Genomic DNA, 19,027 nt, shown 5'->3' with positions numbered 1-19,027 from the left:
CCAAAAGAGAATTTCCCTTGGCCAGCCTGCATGTGCTGCAAGTATTTCCGATGTATGGAACGAAATGATAATTACTGTGGATTGGTTGTCCAAATACCAGCAGTCTTCACAAAGACACGCTGCGGCAGCTTAAGCGCAGCTAGTGCAAGCTCGGCTACATCCTCAGGCTGCATCATGCGCTCCTCGTCTCCGATGTTGAGCCCTGCATTTACTGCGAGTTCTGTATTTACGGTGCTTGGCGTCAATGCAGTTACACGGATATTATGCTTGCGAACTTCCTGCATGAGCGCTTCGGTCATGCCCATAACCGCGAACTTGGATGCATTGTAGGCAGAACCTGTTGCAAACCCACGTTCTCCAGCAGTTGAAGAAATATTGATAATACTTCCTTCATTCTGTTCAATCATGGCAGGGAGCACTGCACGAGTAACATAGTAGGTGCCCATCAAGTTGACTTGGATAATGCGCTCCCATTCTTGCGGATCCATATCGACCAACTTGCCGAACTTGGCAATGCCTGCGTTATTAATGACAATGTGGATAGCGCCAAGCTGCTCCGAAAGAGAAGCAACGGCGCGATTGACGTCCTCTTGTACTGCAACATCAGCCGTTGCGATCGCGACTCGGATATCATATTTCGCAGTAAGTTCGGCTTTTAGAGCTTCAAGATCAGCGGCTGTACGGGCGATGAGGCCAAGATGTACGCCTTCCTGCGCTAACGATTCGGCCAACGCTTTGCCAATACCTTTGCCTGCGCCAGTAATCAGTGCGGTTTTGTTCGTAAGATCTTGCAATTTCATATTTTTAATCTCCTTTTACTTTTTTTTGCTTAACCGTTATGACTAACAACAAGCTCGTATTTGTTCAAAGAAGCACCCAGCATGTACTGCTTGCTGTCGCTGGCACCCCGGTGGGATTCGCGGAAGGTATCGCTAGATGTCCAGTTGCGGAATGACTCCTCATTCTCCCACATCGTACAGACCTTCAGTTCTTCTTCGCCTTCCTGACCTGGACCGAGCCATACCTCCAAGCGGACAAATCCGCTCATTTGCTGTACGCCCTTGGCCTGCGCGAATCGCTCTGCCACTTGCTTCCCGAATCCTTCTTTAATTCGGATTGTGTTCGTCACGACTAACATGCTATCGCCTCCTGTGTGCATAATGATGTTCATGTTCATTTGTACAGATTGTATATCTGCCTCTCTATTATACTCGAACTGTTGGACAAGATCACACTCACTTGTGAGTATTACCAAGCACATTCCATCTTGTTCCCCATTCCTTCATGGCATCAAATATGGGACGAAGCGTAATTCCCCTCTCCGTTAATGAATATTCGACGTGTGGAGGGATTTCGGAATAGACGGTTCGTTGAATAATGTTCTGTTGCTCCAGCTCCTTCAATCGGAGTGAGAGCGTGCGTGGACTGATGCCATGGAGTGCGCGTTCCAGCTCGCCGAATCGCTTTGTCCCGTGAAACAAATCGCGCAATATTAGAAAAGTCCACTTCCCCCCGATAATATGCATTGTATGCTCAATGGGACATGCTGTGATCGAGGCCGTATCCACGGGAGATTCATACTTATGTGTTGTATCTAGGGAGGCCGAAGCGTGTAATGTTCCTTCTTGGCAAGGTGTATGTGTGGTTTGTTCTGGAGTTGACATGTGAAGCCCCCTTCTCTTATTGCACTTCATTTAGTATAGTGCAATGAAGTCGATGGTGACAATGCTGAGACCTCGCAAGAAGCAGTGGGGAACAGGACGAGCTCATGGCTTCGATTGGCTAGATCAGATAAGGGGCTATGCAAGTATAGACTATGAGAAAGGCATGATAGGTAATGAATCATGTATTGTGCTAAAATTAATGATGATACTGTATGCACAGAAGGGGAGGAATATTATGAAGGTGCTTGTCATAGTTGCACATCCGAATTTGGATGCCTCTAACGTTAACCGTGCTTGGGTCGAAGAGCTGCGCAAGCATGACAACATTACTGTACACGAGCTGTACAAGGAATATCCCAATGGACAGATTGACGTACAGAAGGAGCAGGCGTTGATTGAAAGTCATGACCGCATCGTATGGCAGTTTCCATTCTATTGGTACAGCTCGCCGGCATTGATGAAGCAATGGCTGGACAGTGTGCTTACATATGGCTGGGCATATGGCACGGGCGGCGATCGCTTGCATGGCAAGGAGCTTATGCTGGCTATATCGACCGGAAGCCCGCAAGAGAAGTATCAGGCGGGCGGGCTTAATCATTATTCCATGAGTGAGCTGCTGAAGCCGTTCCAGGCGACTAGCAATCTGATCGGCACAACATACCTGCCTGCATTCGTATTCCATGGAGCAATGGGAGCGGAAGAGGCTGCGATTCAGAATAGTGTCAAGGACTATGTATCCTATCTGTTGAAATAGGAGCTGATGTAAGTAGGCGGAGTATAACGAATAGGAGTGCCGCAAAGTAGGTTCACCTAGCTGTGAGACGAACTTTAAATTTGAAAAAAAGGTTGGGTTAAGGGAATGTGCATGTTTCCTTTAACTCGGCCTTTTTGTTTTATTGGTGTGATATGGAGACAAAAAAAGAACTCAACATCCACTAAAAAGTGGACAATTGAGCTCTCTTCGAGTTATTGGGATGTTCCTATCCGTTTCGATTACCCGTTCATCGTTATCTATGTTGAAGGACGTGCTTATGCAGACGTTGACGCTGCATTCCCTGGAATTCCGTTGCCAAACGCCAGTTCTTCAAGCTTCGCAATAATGCGTTCTTCTGTATCGCTGTCGACAGGAATGTTACATGATGCAAGCGGAAGCAGCTTGTCGAAGCTTCCAATTGCAACAGAATAGCCAGCCTGCTGAAACATCGGAATATCATTCATATCATTGCCGAAGCAGACGAATTGTCCAGGGATAATCCCAAACGAGCGAAGTGCAGCCATTTTGTTGACACCGATGCTTGTCATATCAACGATGCCTTCCGCGGAGTGGTAATGGAGCGTTGTATCCAGCGACTTCAGTTTTTCCGTTAGCTCCTCTAAGCGATTGCTGCCTAGAACGAGAATCTTGATCACATTATAAATTTCATTCATAGGTAAACAAGCAGCTAGGCGCAGCGGATCGACATGGAATAGGAACGGATGTGTCCCCTCCAAGTTGTGCGCATAGTTCCACTCATCATCAACAAGGTAGGCCGCTTCATATTGATGCAGCAAGCTCATAATCGCATCGGCTGTTGCCTGCGGAAGCGGGCTTGACGCTAGACGCTCACCTTGGAAATAGGTCATGGCACCGTTGGCGCCGATGAGCAGGTTGTGGTGAAAGCGTTCATCCAGGACAGGAAGCATATCCCGGCAAGGACGTGCCGAAGCGAAGCCTACGATATGTCCAGCTTCTTGTATGCGTGCAAGGCAATTCATAATTGGAGCAGAGACAGGCTGTCCTTTGAATGAAATCGTACCATCAATATCAAAAATGAAGTGCATGTAAGATGTTCTCCTTTGACTGAATGTATGTTTTCTGTATGCAAGTTATAAGTTGTAAGTTGTAAGTAGCAATGCTGGCAGGAATATTAGTTTAAAAAAACGAAAGGGCTTGCTTGACTGCACAGTAGCCGAAATAGATGCCAAACCCGATAAATACAATGCCTGCTGTAATCGATACATATTGCATGATGCGTGGGGTAATGGCTCTGCGGCTGAAATGGGTCACAGCAGCGACGAAAAGATCCCATATACAAATACCGACAATGATAGCGCTGCTATATAGCAAGGTATCCTGCTTGCCTAACACATCCATGGTTGTTGCCATAACGGAGCCATATATGCCGATCCAAAATACGATGTTAAGCGGGTTGGATAACGCCAGTAAAAAGCCCGATAAAAAAGAGGAACCGACATGCTGCTTCTTGGCATCGGAATCGGAGATCTGGACTGTAGATCTGGCTTCACGAAAACTTTCATATCCAAGATACAGCAGCAATATGAACCCTGCCGTCCATAGAATGAGCTTAGCGAACGGTGTTGTTAAGAACGAAGCGGCTCCATAGTAGATAAGCAGCATGAAAATAACATCCGTGCTCATGGCGCCGAGCCCCAGGAACCAAGCGTTCCAGAACCCATTTTTTAATCCGGCCTTGATCTGAGCGATGCTGATTGGACCGACAGGGGCTGAGAGAGACAGCCCGAGCAATACATAGCTGAACCATATGCTAGCCATCTGATCTTCCTTCCTGTTCTTGCGAAATAATGGTACTATTGTACTGGTTATCTGTCCTGTTGATAAGTGGCAGATTTGTAGATTTAATTGGGGACAGAGGTGATGGGGAAATGCTTGAACTGACTCCGCATATTGATGATCATTCTTCGGAACCGAAGTATTTGCAATTATACAGCTACATAGCGAAGCAAATCTGGAATGGAACATTGACAGCAGGCACGCGGCTTCCATCTATTCGAACATTGGCGGCACATTTGCATCTAAGCCGCAATACGGTTGAGGCGGCCTATCAGCAGTTAATTGCAGAAGGGTACGTAGAGAACCGCTCCCGAATTGGTTTGTTCGTCATGCCGATTGAAGGAGGTGTGAAGCAAGCGGAGAGTGGCGAGAAAGGAGCCGAACGAGAGCTTGAACGAGAGCTGGCGCAGCCATTAACGGCTTCTTTAGATGATGAAAAGGATGTATTCGATACGGATGCAGGAATTGAAATTGATTTTCGTCATGGCAACGTAGACAGGGAAAGGTTCCCGTTGATCGTATGGCGCAAGCTTGCAAATGATTTATTTCGACATAGACGGGATGAGGCGCTTCAATACGGACATCGTCAGGGTGAAGCAGGATTGCGCAGAGCGATTGCTCGATATTTATACCAATCAAGAGGAGTACATTGTACGCCTGAGCAGATTGTGATGGGGGCTGGCATTCAACAATTGTTGATGCTTATCTGTCAGTTGATTCGCAAAGATACGCATTCCATTGCGATGGAGGAGCCGGGATATGACGGCGCACGGGCAATTTTTTATCATAATGGTTACGAGATAGTGCCAATTCCACTTGAGGCCGAAGGAATATCTGTACAGCATCTAAGAGAACAGAGTGCTGGTGCGGTATACGTAACGCCGTCGCATCAGTTTCCTCAAGGCATGGTGATGTCTATCGCGAAGCGGATGCAGCTGCTGCAATGGGCGAACGATCGGGAAAGCATCATTATCGAGGATGATTATGACGGAGAATTCAAATATGGAGCGAAGCCAGTTCCCTCGCTGCAAGGGCTGGATGGGCATGGCCGGGTCGTATACGTGGGCACATTCTCCAAGTCCCTGCTTCCTTCCATTCGATTAAGCTATATGGTGCTTCCTCCGTGGCTTCTAGCGCGGTATAGGCTTGAATTCGCTGCTTATGAGCAGACGGCCTCAAAGCTGCATCAGATGACAATGGAGCGGTTCATGACAGAAGGGCATTGGGACAAGCATCTGCGGAAAATGCGCAAGCTGTACCAAGAAAAGCACAGCACACTGTTGACAGCGTTAAGTGAAGAAATGGGTGATCGAGTCCGTGTGATAGGGCAGCATTCCGGACTTCATATCAAGCTTCAAGTGAAGCATGAATATAGTGAACAGCAATTAATCGATGCGGCAAGAACAGTTGGAGTTAAGGTGTATCCGATCTCGATTTATCGAATTAAGCAGGAGGAAGACGAACAGCCTTCCTTGCTCATCGGCTTCGGTGGACTCAGTCTGATCCAGATAAGAAAGGGAGTAGAACGACTCAGACAGGCATGGTTTGGATGAATGCCTGATTGCCTGACTTCTGTCAACGACATTCTAAAGGTAAAAAGTTTAGAAGGGAAAAGGGAAGGGACGGGGACGAGCGAATGAACAGCTGGATTACATTTGACTTGGATGGAACGTTGATGCAGAATCCATTTGCTGCATGGATCTTTCCGGAGATTACAAGTGTCGTACGGGAGCAATTGAGAACCGGCATTGATGTTGACGATGATGCTGGCTTTGATATGGGAAAGCTTCTTTATGAGGAACATCGTAAGCGAATGGAGGCGGGTAAGACAGTTCGCGCTTATGATTGGGACGATATGCTGCGGCAAGTGCTTGCTGAACTAGGTGCCGAACAAAGTATTGATATTCAGGTAGAGCAGCTTGTACGCAAGCATGCGGTGCCGCCTGCGAAGGTCTATTTGCTAGAAGGAGGCGTTAAGCCTGTTCTGGAGCAGTTGAGTCAGCACGGATACCGATTGGCGGTAGCAACGAACGGATATTATAAATACCAGTTTCCAGTGCTTGAAGCTCTAGGCATTGCCCAATATTTCGAGCGAATTGTTACCCCAGAGACTACAGGAGGCGGCAAACCTGATATGCATATGCTCCATGCTGTTCGCCAGTACGGTTCAATTGCCGCGCATGTTGGGGATCGGCTGGATCATGATGTGTATATGGCCAATCAATTCGGAACTGCTTCTATCCTGGTGCACCGCAAGCTGCCGCAGGAATTGCAACAGCTCGCTCCTGAACAACGCATGTATGAACCAGCCTTTGTGCCGATATGCAGCCAACAGCTTCAGCGGGAAAGCCAGAGCTTGTATACGAAGCTGTTCGGAGATGATGATGGAACGGAACTGCCGGAGCAGATTAGACCCGATTTCGTTATTCGCAGCATTCATGAACTGCCTGCATGCTTGGCCGCAATAGCGAACAAAGAGTAGATTACCGCATTTTGAAATGCCGAACCTGTTCGATGAACATCGTCATGGCCATCGTGGCGGAAGCATTATTGTCTTGGAGGATGTGGAACGCCCGCTTGACGCTCTTGCCCTTAACGTGAACTAAGCGCAGCTCGCCATGTTCCTGCTCTTTACGAATTACCCAATAAGAAAGCATTGCGATCCCGAGTCCGGCCATGACGGCTTCCTTCACACTTTGACTGCTGTTGAACACATAAGAACGCTTGATGTGCAGCTTCAGATCGCTCATGAATTGATCGCTGTAAGCTCTTGTTCCCGAACCCTGCTCACGCAGTACCCATACCTCGTCATGCAGCATGCTCGGCTCGATGGTGGGCATGGAAGCAAATGAATGGTTGGGCGATACGACGAGTACCATCTCATCCTCCATGAACGGAGTGCCAAGCTGAAGGTCTTTATATTCGATTTTGCCTTCTACAAGCCCGATATCCAACTCATTCGCACGTACGGATTGGGCAATTTGTTCGGTGTTGGCGATTGTCACTTGGACATCTACGCTCGGGTATTGACGAGCGAATGAAGCCACGATACGAGGCAATATATATTCTCCGATCGTGAAACTGGCTCCGATCCGCAGTGATCCTGTAACCTCATCCCGAAGCAGACCGATGTCTTCGCGTGCCGCTTCATAACGGGCAATCATTTCCTTGGCATGCTTATATAATATCTCTCCAGCTTCGGTCAACTTAACATGCTTAGGGGAGCGGTGAATGAGCTGCACCCCGAATTCCTGCTCCAAGTTGCGGATATGCTGGCTGACGCCGGGCTGAGACAGATGGAGCAGCTCGGCGGCTCGCGAGAAATTGCGCTGTTCCACGACCGCTACATATACCTTCATTGTATCTACAATCATAGGGTGAACGAACCTCCGTGAATTCTTATCCATGAAAAATGAGATCTATAATCGGCTCAAATGAGTATCTTTGATGTTGTCGCATACTTTAAACCATATCCAAGCATTCGATCCATGCCAATATGGGCCGTCCATATGATCCCCACTGCTAAGACCGCTTGATTGGACAACAGAAATCCGCACATCACGGTTGCGAGTGATACACTGTACGTATGGAGTACATTATAAATAAAAGCGCCTGCTTTATTACTAACGACATAACCGATCATGGATACATCGGGAACAAACAACAAAGCAAAAAACAGCAGCCAGTTAAATTGATGATATTCGTAAAAATAGATGCATCCTAATAATACGAACAATCCTTCTACATGTAATAATGCTTTACTTCCTGTCATTTATTATCCTCCAATCTTGTTGTAAAGGTAAACTCTTGCGCAATCATTGCCGGCAGGGTAAGAGTGGGCAGAGGCAGTTTTTGAAGAAAAGGTGTGATTTTGCAAGTTGATTCGCAGCAGCAATAAGGTATAATATGTAATAAGAGAGATACAATGAATAAAGGGATCGTGTTGGTAGCACGATCCCTGTACAACGGCCGCATGTAAGAACGGTCGGCTGCAAAGACGGACATGAAATAGACCGATACCTTGCTACGGGGCGGTCTATTTCCGTTTATTAAACGATAACAGCGCTACAATAAGCGTACCAAAGCTAATCATTAGCGTTAGTGCTTCGAACACTGTCATGGGCATCACCTCCCGTCAGGGAGACTAGCCGACCGCCCTTCATGCCGAATCAGTTGTACTCTTGTATCATACCATAATTTTCTATAGTCAGAATATATAATTGCATGTTTCGCAATATACGATATATTGAGCGGACTAACCCTAACTATGAGACCATTCAAGCACCTCCATGGATAAGTTTTTCTATCACAAGATGGGAAGACAGCCTGGAGGTGTTTTGCATTTATCATGAACATGCTTGGCAAATAGCCAACATCAACGGATAGAGGCACCATAAATGCTATCTATGAATAGATAAATATAGTGACAATAAGTTTTCCTTATGCTAGGGATTGCATATCCGTATTTCCCCTTGCGAGCGAAGCCATTTATAGTAATCATCGTAAGGATCAGGCTGCGCCTGCTGAAAGATGGGGGATGGATATGAATAACGGGGAAGTGCTCCTGGCCACGAAGCCGAAGCGAAATAAACAATATAGCGGATTTGCGCTTGGGATTGCTTTGACGCTAATTATCGCAGTTGCAGCGAAGCTGCTTGCAGGATTGCCGTTCCTTAGCATTATGGGACAGCTTGTCATCGCAATACTGATTGGCATCATGTGGCGCGCCACAATCGGGGTGCCTAAACAAATCATAGCGGGAACGAACTTTTCAAGTAAGAAGCTGCTCCGACTTGGAATCATTCTGCTCGGAATGCGCTTGGATCTCATGGATATTGTACGTGCTGGCCCGAAGGTTTTCTTTATCGCAGTACTCGTAATTGCATTTACTTTGTCAGTCGTATATGGGCTTACGAGACTATTCAAGGTGGATAAGCGACTCGGTATACTGACGGCATGTGGAACGGCGATTTGTGGAGCGGCGGCCGTAGTGGCGATAGCACCGCAAATTAAAGCGAAAGATGAGGAGACGGCAATCGGCGCGGCCATGGTTGCGATTTTAGGAACTATTTTTACACTTGCCTATACATTCTTGTTCCCGATCCTCGGTTTTTCGGATAATGGATACGGCGTTTTTGCCGGAGCGACGCTGCACGAGATTGCCCACGTGATAGCAGCGGCAGACCCAGGGGGAAGCGCGGCGGTCGATATGGCCGTTATTGTGAAGCTGACACGTGTAGCACTGCTTGTGCCTGTAGCGATTCTCATTGGCATTTGGTCGTCGCGTGAGAGCCGCAGGGAAGCGGGAGATAGTGCTGGAGTAAAGAAAGCAAAAGTGCCAATTCCTTGGTTCATTCTCGGATTCCTGCTTGTCAGCGGCTTTAATTCACTGGGAATTGTACCAGAAGCAATTGCTGGATATATTGTTATTGCGGCTTACATGCTCATTGCTATGGCGATGGCTGGGCTTGGCTTGAATGTCGATCTCGCAGCGTTCCGCAGACTTGGGATGAAGTCGTTCGCGGCGGGATTCATTGGCTCCGTTCTGTTGTCCTTTCTTGGCTTCGGGCTAGTGCATTGGTTCGGCTTGGCATAAATAAATATTTACTAGCAATAAGATATGTGAAAGAACTTTTACAAGAGGTCAACACACCAACACATTGGTTGTTGACCTTTTTGCTTTATTATCATTCTGCCCTGAACAAAAAATAGACGCCCAATTGCTGAGCGTCCCAAGCACAGAATATGACTATGACATCTCCTGAGGGGGAGAATGCAAGATATATTGTTTGCCGCTACATTCTAAATCACGCTTGCATTATGCAGCGCCTCTTCCACTGGCACATAAGGAAGAGCAAGATCACGAGCGACTGCTTCGTATGTGATGGAGCCTCCGGCTGTATTGACGCCGCGCATAAGCGGTTGACTGTTCTGCAATGCTCTGCCGAGCCCAAGATTCGCAATGCTGAGTGCATAAGGAACCGTAACATTCGTAAGCGCCATCGTTGATGTGCGCGGCACAGCACCAGGCATATTTGCTACAGCGTAGTGAACGACACCATGCTTGACGTAAATCGGATCGTCATGAGTCGTAATGCGATCAACCGTCTCGAAAATGCCGCCTTGATCGATTGCGACATCGATGACGACAGAACCAGGCTGCATGGAGCGAATCATCTCTTCCGTGACAAGTTTCGGCGCTTTCGCACCCGGAATGAGAACTGCACCGATAACCAAGTCGGATTCGGCTACAGACTCAGCTATCGTGAGCGGGTTGGACATTAATGTATTTACGCTGGAGCCGAACAGATCATCCAGTTGGCGCAGTCGATCTGCGTTCATATCGATAATGGTGACGTCTGCTCCAAGACCCACTGCGATCTTGGCTGCATTTGTACCGACAACACCACCGCCAATTACTGTAACCTTGCCGCGACGTACGCCTGGAACACCGCCAAGCAGGATTCCGATGCCGCCATGCGGCTTTTCAAGGAACTGTGCGCCAATTTGGGCTGACATACGGCCAGCCACTTCACTCATCGGAGTGAGCAGAGGCAGTGTGCGGTTGATTTCAACGGTCTCATAGGCGAGAGCCGTTACTTTGTGCTCGATTAAGGCGCGAGCCAGTTCAGGTTCAGCCGCCAGGTGCAAATACGTGAACAAGATGAGCCCTGGACGGAAATAACCGTACTCGGATGACAGGGGCTCCTTCACTTTCATAATCATATCTGCCTGTGCCCATACTTCTGCTGCACTAGGGATAATAGTTGCTCCTGCCTGTTCATAAGAGGCATTGTCGAAACCGCTTCCAATTCCAGCGTCATGTTCGATAATGACACGATGGCCGGCTTTATGGAATGCAGCTACACCAGCGGGGGTGAGCGCAACGCGATTTTCGTTATTTTTAATTTCCATAGGAATTCCGATTATCATTGCATAGCCTCCTCATATATCCTGAACCTGTTTGGTTATCCAATTAAAGTATAATTCGTCGATCACGCTTGCGCTTTGTTGCAAGCTCCAAAAAAAATACCCTGTCCTTGTGTATTTCCCACAAAGCCAGGGACAATTGCGTATCGGTAATCGATCGCAGGGAAGGTTGGCAACGGATGACGTGTTACGTAGATTCGTTGTCCTTGTTTATCGTTGCCAATCGATGCAATTTTAATTCCAAAAAAAGCGACATCTTCTCATCCATGCTGTCCATATGAATGCCGCCAACTTCTGCAATGCGCTTTATCCGATACATCAGTGTATTCGTATGAACATGGAGGGCTTCCGCTGTACGCTTCACATTGCAATCGTGACGAAGATATTGTTCGATCGTATGCACAAGCTCACCGAAATGTTCGGAATCATATACACGCAGCTTCTCCAGCCCATCATGCTGATAAGCCTGCTGTGCAGCATGATTCGCGGAGCGCGCGGAACGCTGCTCGGTCAATATTGGCAGATGGCGATAATAGCCTAGCTCGCTGTAGCTATGGATAGAAGCGAGTTCGTCAGGGAATGCCTTCTTTAAGGAAAGAGTGGTCATTGCCTCCTCATAAGATCGCGATACGTTAAGAAATGATGAAGAGCTATCGCTGGCACCACTGCAAGTGGGGGAGGCACCGAATCGCTGTTCCATATGGAGAAGAAGTTGTTGGCATTGCACCTTAGACATGTGAAGCGTATTACCTGCTTGTGCTTGCTGCATTAGACCCGGCATCATGATGAGACGGTCACGCTCAACCACATGCAGCAATATCCGAAGATGCTGTGTTGTCTTTAACGTATATTGAATTTGGCGGTATAGCTTTTCTTGGATAGGGGTGTTGAACTGGATGATCCATATGAAATATTCAGATGGGAATGTAATGCCTAGCCGAGCTGCGTGCTCTCGTATTGCTTGCTCAGATGAGTGATGTCCGGTTATAAGCTGCCAGAAGAAATCATGCTTGTGCTGCTCCTGCCGTCTGCTGTGCAACTGGTGCTGCATAAGCTTGGACTTGGCAGCCTGAGCCGCTCGCGACAAGGTATGAAGGGCGGTATCCGGCAGCGGCTGCTCGTTGTCGAGCACCCATATGTAGCCGATAATATCCTGTTGATGGCGAATGGCTACAGCCAAACGATTGCCGAGGCCAACCTCATCGATATGCTGGATGCGTATCGGTTCTGTGCTGGACATAAGCCGCTGCATCGTTCCATCTCTCCATAATGCGCTGATCACCTGCTCCGGGACGCGCCGACCGATAATGGTCGCAATCCGCGCTGGATCGGTGCCCGGATGATGCGTGCTGTACGCAAGCAGCTTATGTCCGGCATCTTCAATTGTGACAGGACACTGCAGCAGATCACTGACGGTGTCGGCAACCGCTTCCAGACTGTCAAAATGCTGTTCGAAAAGATGGTTTATTTTATTCATGCACATGGCTCCTCAACGATAGGAAGATCATGACTATTTTAGCATGAAATCCATCGTTTTGTAGCCGGATTCATCAATTTAAATGCCGACATCCAGTGTGCCATAAGATGGAAAGCGACCGCGCCACCATGCTCTATCATCCCTTCAATTTGAGTGAAGCAGTGGAAACGATTCTGCTGATGATGGAAGCCGTTATTTTCGAGAAACAGTTGCAATGGGACTATGACATCGAGCCTGATTTGATGGTGCATGGCAGCAGTGAACCAATTAAGCAGGTCGTTCTCATTTTGCTTGATAACGCCCTCAAGTATACGAATCCGAACGGATCCGTAACCATTTCTCTGAAAATACAGCATCAGGATGTCGTTCTTACGGTGTCCAATACAGGCAAAGGGAGTGCGCCTGAGCATCTGTCTCGGATTTTTGATCGCTTCTATCGAACCGATGCGTCGAGATCGCGCCAGCAGGGCGGCTACGGGCTTGGTCTGGCAATCGCAAAATCCATCGTCGAGCAGCATAAAGGAAAACTTTACGCGAAGAGTACGATAGGCGAGACGACGTCATTTTATTTGCATCTCACAAGATTGGAAAGTTGCTAATAATCATCGAAACACCTCATTTAGAAAGAAACGGGCAGGGTGACACTGTCACCCCGCCCATTCAAGTACGAATCGATATGATTATTTCAAAATGATGCGCTCAGACAAGGAGTCCCACTTCAAAGCTTTGCCAGTCAGCTTGCTGAATGCGTCAAGGCTCAGGTAGAGGATATTGTGCTCCACTTCTACCGGAATGGAAATTGCTTTGCCATTCAACGTTACGGAAGCTCCGTCTTTTACCTTCAAGGTTACCTTGTCCTTCGCAAATGTAGTTGTTTTCGATGTGCTGTCATTCGTTACTTTAATTTGCAGCGCTTGTGCAAGCTTCACAGCAGGGAAGAGAACCTTGCCGTCGCGGCTTACCTTGAACTTTGGATACAGGTGCTTGCTTTGCAGCGCGGCTGTTGCTTTCTTCAGATTCAATCCTGCTACCTTCGCGATGCTTGTTGCAATTGCTGTGTTGTCAATTTTACCTTTCACATATTCCGCAATTGGTCCATACGCCCATACGCCAACATCTACCGCAGAGTGGCCATGCCCAGACCAGCCTACCAAGTAACGCTTCGCCATCACTTGATTGAACGCTCCTTCCTGTTTGTAGGAAGAACCATCGCCCTGCATGATGTATTGGGCTTCTTCATCTGTGATGTCAGTGAAGCCTGTATGTTTCTTGATTAACGACTTCACTTCGTCCGTGGACGCTGCTTTTGCAAGCTGTGGCCCAAGAAGCTCGGAGGAGATTTTTTGCTTGCCCCATGCATCGACATTCAGTTCATAAATGTTGTCACGGGACAGAGAAAGGCCGCCTGTCTCATGATCGGCCGTAATGACGATCGAAGTGTTGCCGTCCTTTTTCGCAAAATCAAGAGCGACCTTCACCGCTGCATCAAAATCAAGCGTTTCTTGAATCATGGCACCCAGATCATTCGCGTGAGCTGCGTGATCGATACGTCCGCCTTCAATCATCATGGTGAAGCCTTTAGGGTTCGTAGAGAGAGACTTAATCGCTGCAGATGTCATGTCAGCAAGGCTTGGTGTTTCAGGCTTGCGATCCAGTACATAGTCCACATGAGAATCGTGGAACAGACCGAGAACTTTGCCGTTTTTCGCCGTTAACGATTGCAGACCTTTTTTGTCGTATACGACTTTATAGCCCTGTTTCTCGAAATCAGGAATGATTGTCTTGTCTTCGCGCTTGCCTTTCTCCTGCTTGCTGACGAATTGGCGCTTGCCGCCTCCGAGCAGAACGTCAACAACGCCCGATTCTAAATATTGGGATGCGATTGCATTCTCATTGTCGCGATTGCGGACATGGGAGGCATATGCCGCAGGTGTTGCGTGTGTAATACGAGCTGTCGTTACGAGGCCAGTCGACTTGCCGATAGCCTTGGAAGCTTCGATGACGGATGCGACTGGCTTCGAAATGTCTTCATTCGATACGCTGATTGCAGCGTTGTATGTTTTGTTGCCCGTTGCAAATGCAGTAGCTGCAGATGCAGAGTCTGTTACTTCGCCGGAGACGATCGTATCCCCGTCCTCGCCTTTGTCAGCGAAGGTCGTTGCCTGGCCCACATACAGGCTGTCCATATATAAGGATGGACGCTTCAGCTTGTTCTTCGAGTAGATTCGTGCGGCAGTTACTTGAGCAGGTCCCATGCCGTCACCAATAAGGACAATGAGATTTTTCGAAGCGGTTTGCGGCTTCACGGCGCTTTTAGCCAATACTGCATCGGATTGCATTGCTCCGAACGGCAGCATGAGAAGCGCCAGCGTCGTCACCAACGATTTGCGTAACATTTTATTCAACCGAAATCCCTCCAACCAAGTATGTAATATACAGCTTTATTGTAGACAAGGTTTGTTAGCGATTGTGTAAATAAATGTAATTGGTAAATCAAATAGATTTGAAAATTTTGTAAATCTTATATATGCCTATTATAGATCTCATACGTATATGCCAGATTTGTTGCTTACACTTACAGCAGGAAAAGGTTAATGACATAGAATGTTGGGAATGGCATGTTGAAAATACAGGTCGAGTGTTATTGATTTAGGCTGGGAGTGCTGGGTAATTGAAGAGAAATGGGACAGAAGACCTGCAAGGATAATCAGGGAGTCTATTGATTGTTCGTAAGAGGTTACCTATACTTGGTAATGATTTGGTAAAAATATCGGAAGGAGGAAAGACATCATGGAACGATTTATAGACCCGCTTGGTCTTCCTTTTCGATTTTATGCGATATTGCGCCGGAATGAAGAGGTTGCTGTAAAGTGCCCGAAGTGTAAAGGTCTGGCCTATATTTCTCAAGGGGAATGCGGACTAATGGTGAAGTGCACCTCATGCTTCCATCAAGAAAAGGAACCGGAGGCTTATCGGTGCAGTGCTAGCGGTGTTTGCGCAGTATGCGAAAGATGGTTCAATGAGCAGGTTACCGATCACAAGCAGCAGACGCAGAAGGCAATACGTATCGCTTGTCCTCATTGTTCAGCTGTGAATCAAGTGCCTTTGCGCAGGGCGCTGACGTATACTGGCTGCTACTCTGATTTTCGAGATGAACGGGATCCTGTCTTTCAATTGGAGCTGTACTATTTGGATTATTTCCGCAGTAAGCCCGTATGGGCTGCCAATTGGGAGCATTTGAACTATTTGATCCGCTATATATCGGCAGATTTGCGTGAGAAGCCTGCTGGCGTAATCAAGCGTACAGCTTCCCATTCGCTGCCTGCCTATATGAAGGATGCGAAGAATCGGGAGGCCATCGTGAAGCTGCTGTACAAGCTTCAGCATAAAGATATGTAATTGCATAAGGAGGCAGCATGAGCAAACTCAAGCATAAAATGGCCATCGTACTCTTTGTCCTTGTGGGGTTAAGCATTCCTGCATACTTTATTTTTCGTTCATTTGGCGTGTTCCAAGGTGAGGTAGTGTTGAGCAAGTATGCCTTAGCAATCGAAAAGGACGGTAAAAAGTATGACGCATGGCCTCTGCTAAACTCCATGTCCGCGATGGATAAGAAGGAGGAAGAACGGCAGTTTTATTATCGAGCGGATCCCGGCGACATGGAAGAATTGTTTATGCTGGCATATGGAAAATACGAGGTGAAATCCTCTAAGGAGAACCCATATTTAGATGGCAAGGTTGGATATGACACAGAACGCGAGCATACGTATATCAAAACGGTTTCGAAATATGAGAATGCGAATGATTACACGAATACATATGAATTTTTTGATGATAATGGAAATCATGTGTACACGTATGATCCTGCCGCTCCCGTGGACAAGGACTATGTGAAAGATATTATTAATGCCGGCATGTCTCGGTCAACGGGAGGCGGGGGAACTTCTGAGGCTATCGACCGCTACATTAACGTAACGAAGCTGTTCAAAGATAAATTAGACATTACGGTAGAGCTGAAAGTTGACGATAACAATCGTATCGTAACGATCATGATGACACTAGATAGGACGTGATGAAATTGATGAATCAAATTGACTACAGACAAGGCCCTGCTTATTTGGACGGCATTGCAATTCCGGAGAGTCCGGCGACATGGCATGAGGTAGAGTGGACAGGAAGGTTGTCTATTGAAGGCGGAGCGAAGAAATTCCATATTTTCTATTATGGGGAGCTCATCGATGATCTGATTTCATCGACTGATTTTGCTCCGCCGCTCATCATTGCAGAGGATCCAGACACGGGGAAACGCTACGTGCTGTTTGATGGATGCAAGCATGGTTATGATGCGATGCTGTGCGACACCTTCACAGCGGAGCAGCACAATGAGCGGAAGCCGCTGCTTCCTTATGTGGATGGAGACGGAGAGGATTTGTTTGAAGTTTTCGTAACCGTCTATTACAACGTCGACTGGGATGAGGAATTCGAAGAAGAAGTGGATGAGGACGGGAAGCTGGAGCTGATTAGCGGAGAAAAGTGCAACTTCGATGAGGCGAAGCGCAATGGATATGATGCGATCAGTATCACGATCGTGAACTCGCGCGGGCGTAAGACGGAAATCGCCCAGGGAGAGCTGGCTTAGCCAGGATAAAAGAGAGCAGCGGCCTATGAAAAAATCAACAGTTTGTGTACTGCTGGCATTCCTTTTTACAGTGGGTGTACTGGTTGGCGGGGGAAGTTATTATGTGCTATTGCAGCCCTCTGTGCAGCACTTGTTATTAACTCGTCCTTTCATGATCGTGTTGTTTATTGGTTGCGTTATCGGGCTCGTGGCCCTAGTCGGGAGCTTAGTGAAAAGGTTTTTCGGTTCGGAGTTGTTTATGTTGTTCTTAATCGGGATTGTGCTTGGATTCGTGGGGATTTGGATTTGGGCGATGACAGGCGTACTGTCGTAATTTTTAAGACGGAAACCTAGTATGGCGCATGCAACTATGTGAGTTTGAGTAAATGGGTTAGTAAAATATGGAGAAAATCATTTGTGCAACCTTTTGATTGAATGCCCCGTCTGAGTGTGTGAATCAGCTGAAAAAACATTGCGCAATGCGTCACAACACAAGGATTCATTCGAGAGGAAGTGGACACAGATGAAAAAGACAACCATTGCAACTACCGTAGCATTAGCTCTTGGATTAATGGGCGCACAAGCGTACGCAGCTCCGGCTGCACAACCAGTCGATGCAAAAGCTGTAACAACGAACATGGAAGTGAAAGACTTAGGAACGAATTTCTACGATAAATATGTGAAGAAGTTTGTATATAACGATAAAGGCGACATTGTAGGCACGACACGCGGCGCAGCCTTGGATAACAAATGGGTACATAACGTTGGATCTCAAACGTCGGTAACGATTAACGGCGAAAAGGTAGCCAGCCAAGTGAAGGTCGATGGCAATCATATTCTTGTACCTATACGCACAGTAGCAGAAGGACTGGGCTACAAGCTGGATTGGAATAAGAAGGACAAGTCGGTCACTGCGATTAAGGGAGAGCAGAAGGTTACGGCCGTGTTGAACAAGGATGAGTATGGACAAGCGAAGGATATCCTGCAATTGGGCAAGGCCGCCTTGCTTAAGAATAAGCAGTTGTATGTACCGCTGCAGTTCGTCTCCGATGTACTGCATGCTGGCGTGACGATGGATGCCGACGGACATATTGAGATTGTTCAAACCAACCAACTTCCGCAGGATTCCTTCGGCGGCATGCATTGGGTGCTTGTCGTCAATGGCGAAGGGCTTGGCGAGATTTCCAAGGAAGTATTCACGACGGAACACAACGTCATGGTGCCAATCGAAGAAATCAGTAAGGCGCTTGGCTATAAAGTCGAAAAGAACGAAAAGACTGGAGCATATGAGTTCATGCGCGGAGCGAGATGGATTGCGCTGAAAGAGGACGACAAGAATGCATCTGTAGCAAAGATGTTCGTCGAGCTGAAGGAAGCGCCGGTCGTAAAGGACGGCAAGCTCTTCATGCCGCTTGACTCCCTGCAAGATGTCTTCGGCGCGAAGTTCGGCGTAGACCCAACAGGCGTTGTTGGGATTAGCGACAAAGAGTAAGTTGTTGTTATCAACTGAGGCTCTTGCTTCAGTTTAGATATAAGTTAGTTTAAAAGATAAATAGACAGAGACAGTACAAAGAGAAGATAAAAAAAAGGTTAGAATTATAGGTGAGTCAAAAGACACGCTGGTAGTGAGGGGAAATCCCTAGCTGCTGGCGTGTCTTTTTGTGTTAGAAGAGGATATGAGCGCTATACGGAATTCGATAACCAAGCTCAGTTTCAAACAGATGAACAACTTGACGTTGAAGTCCATGATTATTTCATTAGTTTAA

General features: G+C 47.3%; 20 protein-coding genes and 1 pseudogene. 10 read left to right on the top strand and 11 right to left on the bottom strand.

Going from position 1 to position 19,027, the window contains the following annotated elements:
- Window positions 1-71 precede the first annotated feature (71 nt).
- The 3 genes from NO352_RS14395 to NO352_RS14385 form a co-directional block, all read right to left on the bottom strand.
- Window positions 72-800, bottom strand: coding sequence for a 3-ketoacyl-ACP reductase (locus tag NO352_RS14395; protein WP_289355961.1), 729 nt, complete (start codon window positions 798-800; stop codon window positions 72-74).
- Window positions 801-829: 29 nt separating this feature from the next.
- Complete coding sequence (locus NO352_RS14390; protein ID WP_268600101.1) at window positions 830-1,138, bottom strand: antibiotic biosynthesis monooxygenase; 309 nt, start codon at window positions 1,136-1,138, stop codon at window positions 830-832.
- 97 nt (window positions 1,139-1,235) lie between these two features.
- A complete protein-coding gene (locus NO352_RS14385; protein ID WP_268619965.1) occupies window positions 1,236-1,526 on the bottom strand; it encodes a winged helix-turn-helix transcriptional regulator in 291 nt (96 codons plus the stop codon).
- Window positions 1,527-1,899: 373 nt separating this feature from the next.
- Between NO352_RS14385 and NO352_RS14380 the strand changes: the two genes are divergently transcribed.
- A complete protein-coding gene (locus NO352_RS14380) occupies window positions 1,900-2,418 on the top strand; it encodes an NAD(P)H-dependent oxidoreductase (protein WP_268600100.1) in 519 nt (172 codons plus the stop codon).
- A 275-nt stretch (window positions 2,419-2,693) separates the two neighbouring features.
- Here NO352_RS14380 and NO352_RS14375 read toward each other — a convergent pair whose 3' ends face one another.
- Together NO352_RS14375 and NO352_RS14370 are read right to left on the bottom strand one after the other, a co-directional pair.
- Window positions 2,694-3,485 (bottom strand): HAD-IIB family hydrolase, encoded by a 792-nt coding sequence (locus NO352_RS14375; RefSeq protein ID WP_268600099.1) that lies wholly within the window; start codon window positions 3,483-3,485, stop codon window positions 2,694-2,696.
- A gap of 91 nt (window positions 3,486-3,576) precedes the next feature.
- Window positions 3,577-4,218 carry a LysE family translocator gene (locus NO352_RS14370; protein ID WP_262866569.1) on the bottom strand — a complete coding sequence of 214 codons (642 nt, stop codon included), beginning with the start codon at window positions 4,216-4,218 and terminating at the stop codon, window positions 3,577-3,579.
- 110 nt (window positions 4,219-4,328) lie between these two features.
- Here NO352_RS14370 and pdxR point away from each other — a divergent pair, with 110 nt between their 5' ends.
- Together pdxR and NO352_RS14360 are read left to right on the top strand one after the other, a co-directional pair.
- The gene (gene pdxR, locus NO352_RS14365; protein WP_289355960.1) at window positions 4,329-5,789 is read left to right on the top strand and encodes a MocR-like pyridoxine biosynthesis transcription factor PdxR; all 1,461 of its coding nucleotides are present in this window, start codon (window positions 4,329-4,331) and stop codon (window positions 5,787-5,789) included.
- 83 nt (window positions 5,790-5,872) lie between these two features.
- Window positions 5,873-6,718, top strand: coding sequence for an HAD family hydrolase (locus NO352_RS14360; protein ID WP_289355959.1), 846 nt, complete (start codon window positions 5,873-5,875; stop codon window positions 6,716-6,718).
- 1 nt (window position 6,719) lies between these two features.
- Here NO352_RS14360 and NO352_RS14355 read toward each other — a convergent pair whose 3' ends face one another.
- The 3 genes and pseudogenes from NO352_RS14355 to NO352_RS14345 all read right to left on the bottom strand — a co-directional run bounded on the left by NO352_RS14355 (window position 6,720) and on the right by NO352_RS14345 (window position 8,356).
- Window positions 6,720-7,610 (bottom strand): LysR family transcriptional regulator, encoded by an 891-nt coding sequence (locus tag NO352_RS14355; RefSeq protein ID WP_005546255.1) that lies wholly within the window; start codon window positions 7,608-7,610, stop codon window positions 6,720-6,722.
- Between the two features lie 45 nt (window positions 7,611-7,655).
- A pseudogene (locus NO352_RS14350) lies at window positions 7,656-8,008 on the bottom strand (DUF4260 domain-containing protein).
- 264 nt (window positions 8,009-8,272) lie between these two features.
- Window positions 8,273-8,356, bottom strand: coding sequence for a putative holin-like toxin (locus tag NO352_RS14345; protein ID WP_268593777.1), 84 nt, complete (start codon window positions 8,354-8,356; stop codon window positions 8,273-8,275).
- A 423-nt stretch (window positions 8,357-8,779) separates the two neighbouring features.
- Between NO352_RS14345 and NO352_RS14340 the strand changes: the two genes are divergently transcribed.
- Window positions 8,780-9,832: a YeiH family protein gene (locus tag NO352_RS14340; protein WP_289355958.1), complete on the top strand. Its 1,053-nt coding sequence runs from the start codon at window positions 8,780-8,782 to the stop codon at window positions 9,830-9,832.
- A gap of 206 nt (window positions 9,833-10,038) precedes the next feature.
- On the opposite strand, the gene ald is transcribed toward NO352_RS14340, so the two are convergent.
- Both ald and NO352_RS14330 read right to left on the bottom strand, forming a co-directional pair.
- Window positions 10,039-11,169, bottom strand: a complete 1,131-nt coding sequence (ald, locus tag NO352_RS14335; RefSeq protein ID WP_005546262.1) for an alanine dehydrogenase — start codon at window positions 11,167-11,169, stop codon at window positions 10,039-10,041.
- Window positions 11,170-11,353: 184 nt separating this feature from the next.
- Entirely contained in the window at window positions 11,354-12,643 is a 1,290-nt protein-coding gene (locus NO352_RS14330) for a PucR family transcriptional regulator (protein ID WP_289355957.1), read from the bottom strand.
- Between the two features lie 107 nt (window positions 12,644-12,750).
- Between NO352_RS14330 and NO352_RS14325 the strand changes: the two genes are divergently transcribed.
- Window positions 12,751-13,242 (top strand): sensor histidine kinase, encoded by a 492-nt coding sequence (locus tag NO352_RS14325; RefSeq protein WP_353961260.1) that lies wholly within the window; start codon window positions 12,751-12,753, stop codon window positions 13,240-13,242.
- An 81-nt stretch (window positions 13,243-13,323) separates the two neighbouring features.
- Here the strand turns inward: NO352_RS14325 and NO352_RS14320 are convergent, their stop codons facing one another.
- Window positions 13,324-15,039 carry an alkaline phosphatase gene (locus NO352_RS14320; RefSeq protein ID WP_289355984.1) on the bottom strand — a complete coding sequence of 572 codons (1,716 nt, stop codon included), beginning with the start codon at window positions 15,037-15,039 and terminating at the stop codon, window positions 13,324-13,326.
- Between the two features lie 394 nt (window positions 15,040-15,433).
- On the opposite strand from NO352_RS14320, the gene NO352_RS14315 reads away from it, so the two are divergent.
- The 5 genes from NO352_RS14315 (at window position 15,434) to NO352_RS14295 (ending at window position 18,753) form a co-directional block, all read left to right on the top strand.
- On the top strand, window positions 15,434-16,042 hold the full coding sequence (locus tag NO352_RS14315; RefSeq protein WP_005546271.1) for a hypothetical protein: 609 nt from the start codon (window positions 15,434-15,436) through the stop codon (window positions 16,040-16,042).
- Window positions 16,043-16,059: 17 nt separating this feature from the next.
- Window positions 16,060-16,716, top strand: a complete 657-nt coding sequence (locus tag NO352_RS14310; protein WP_262866572.1) for a hypothetical protein — start codon at window positions 16,060-16,062, stop codon at window positions 16,714-16,716.
- Window positions 16,716-17,282, top strand: coding sequence for a hypothetical protein (locus NO352_RS14305; RefSeq protein WP_005546275.1), 567 nt, complete (start codon window positions 16,716-16,718; stop codon window positions 17,280-17,282). Before NO352_RS14310 ends, NO352_RS14305 begins: the two co-directional genes overlap by 1 nt.
- Window positions 17,283-17,307: 25 nt before the next feature.
- Window positions 17,308-17,595 carry a hypothetical protein gene (locus NO352_RS14300; protein ID WP_289355956.1) on the top strand — a complete coding sequence of 96 codons (288 nt, stop codon included), beginning with the start codon at window positions 17,308-17,310 and terminating at the stop codon, window positions 17,593-17,595.
- Window positions 17,596-17,784: 189 nt separating this feature from the next.
- On the top strand, window positions 17,785-18,753 hold the full coding sequence (locus NO352_RS14295; RefSeq protein WP_289355955.1) for a stalk domain-containing protein: 969 nt from the start codon (window positions 17,785-17,787) through the stop codon (window positions 18,751-18,753).
- Window positions 18,754-19,027: the final 274 nt, after the last annotated feature.

It is taken from the genome of Paenibacillus sp. S-12 (assembly GCF_030363895.1).
Lineage (GTDB): Bacteria > Bacillota > Bacilli > Paenibacillales > Paenibacillaceae > Paenibacillus_B > Paenibacillus_B alvei.
This window is presented reverse-complemented; position numbering and strand designations above follow the sequence as displayed.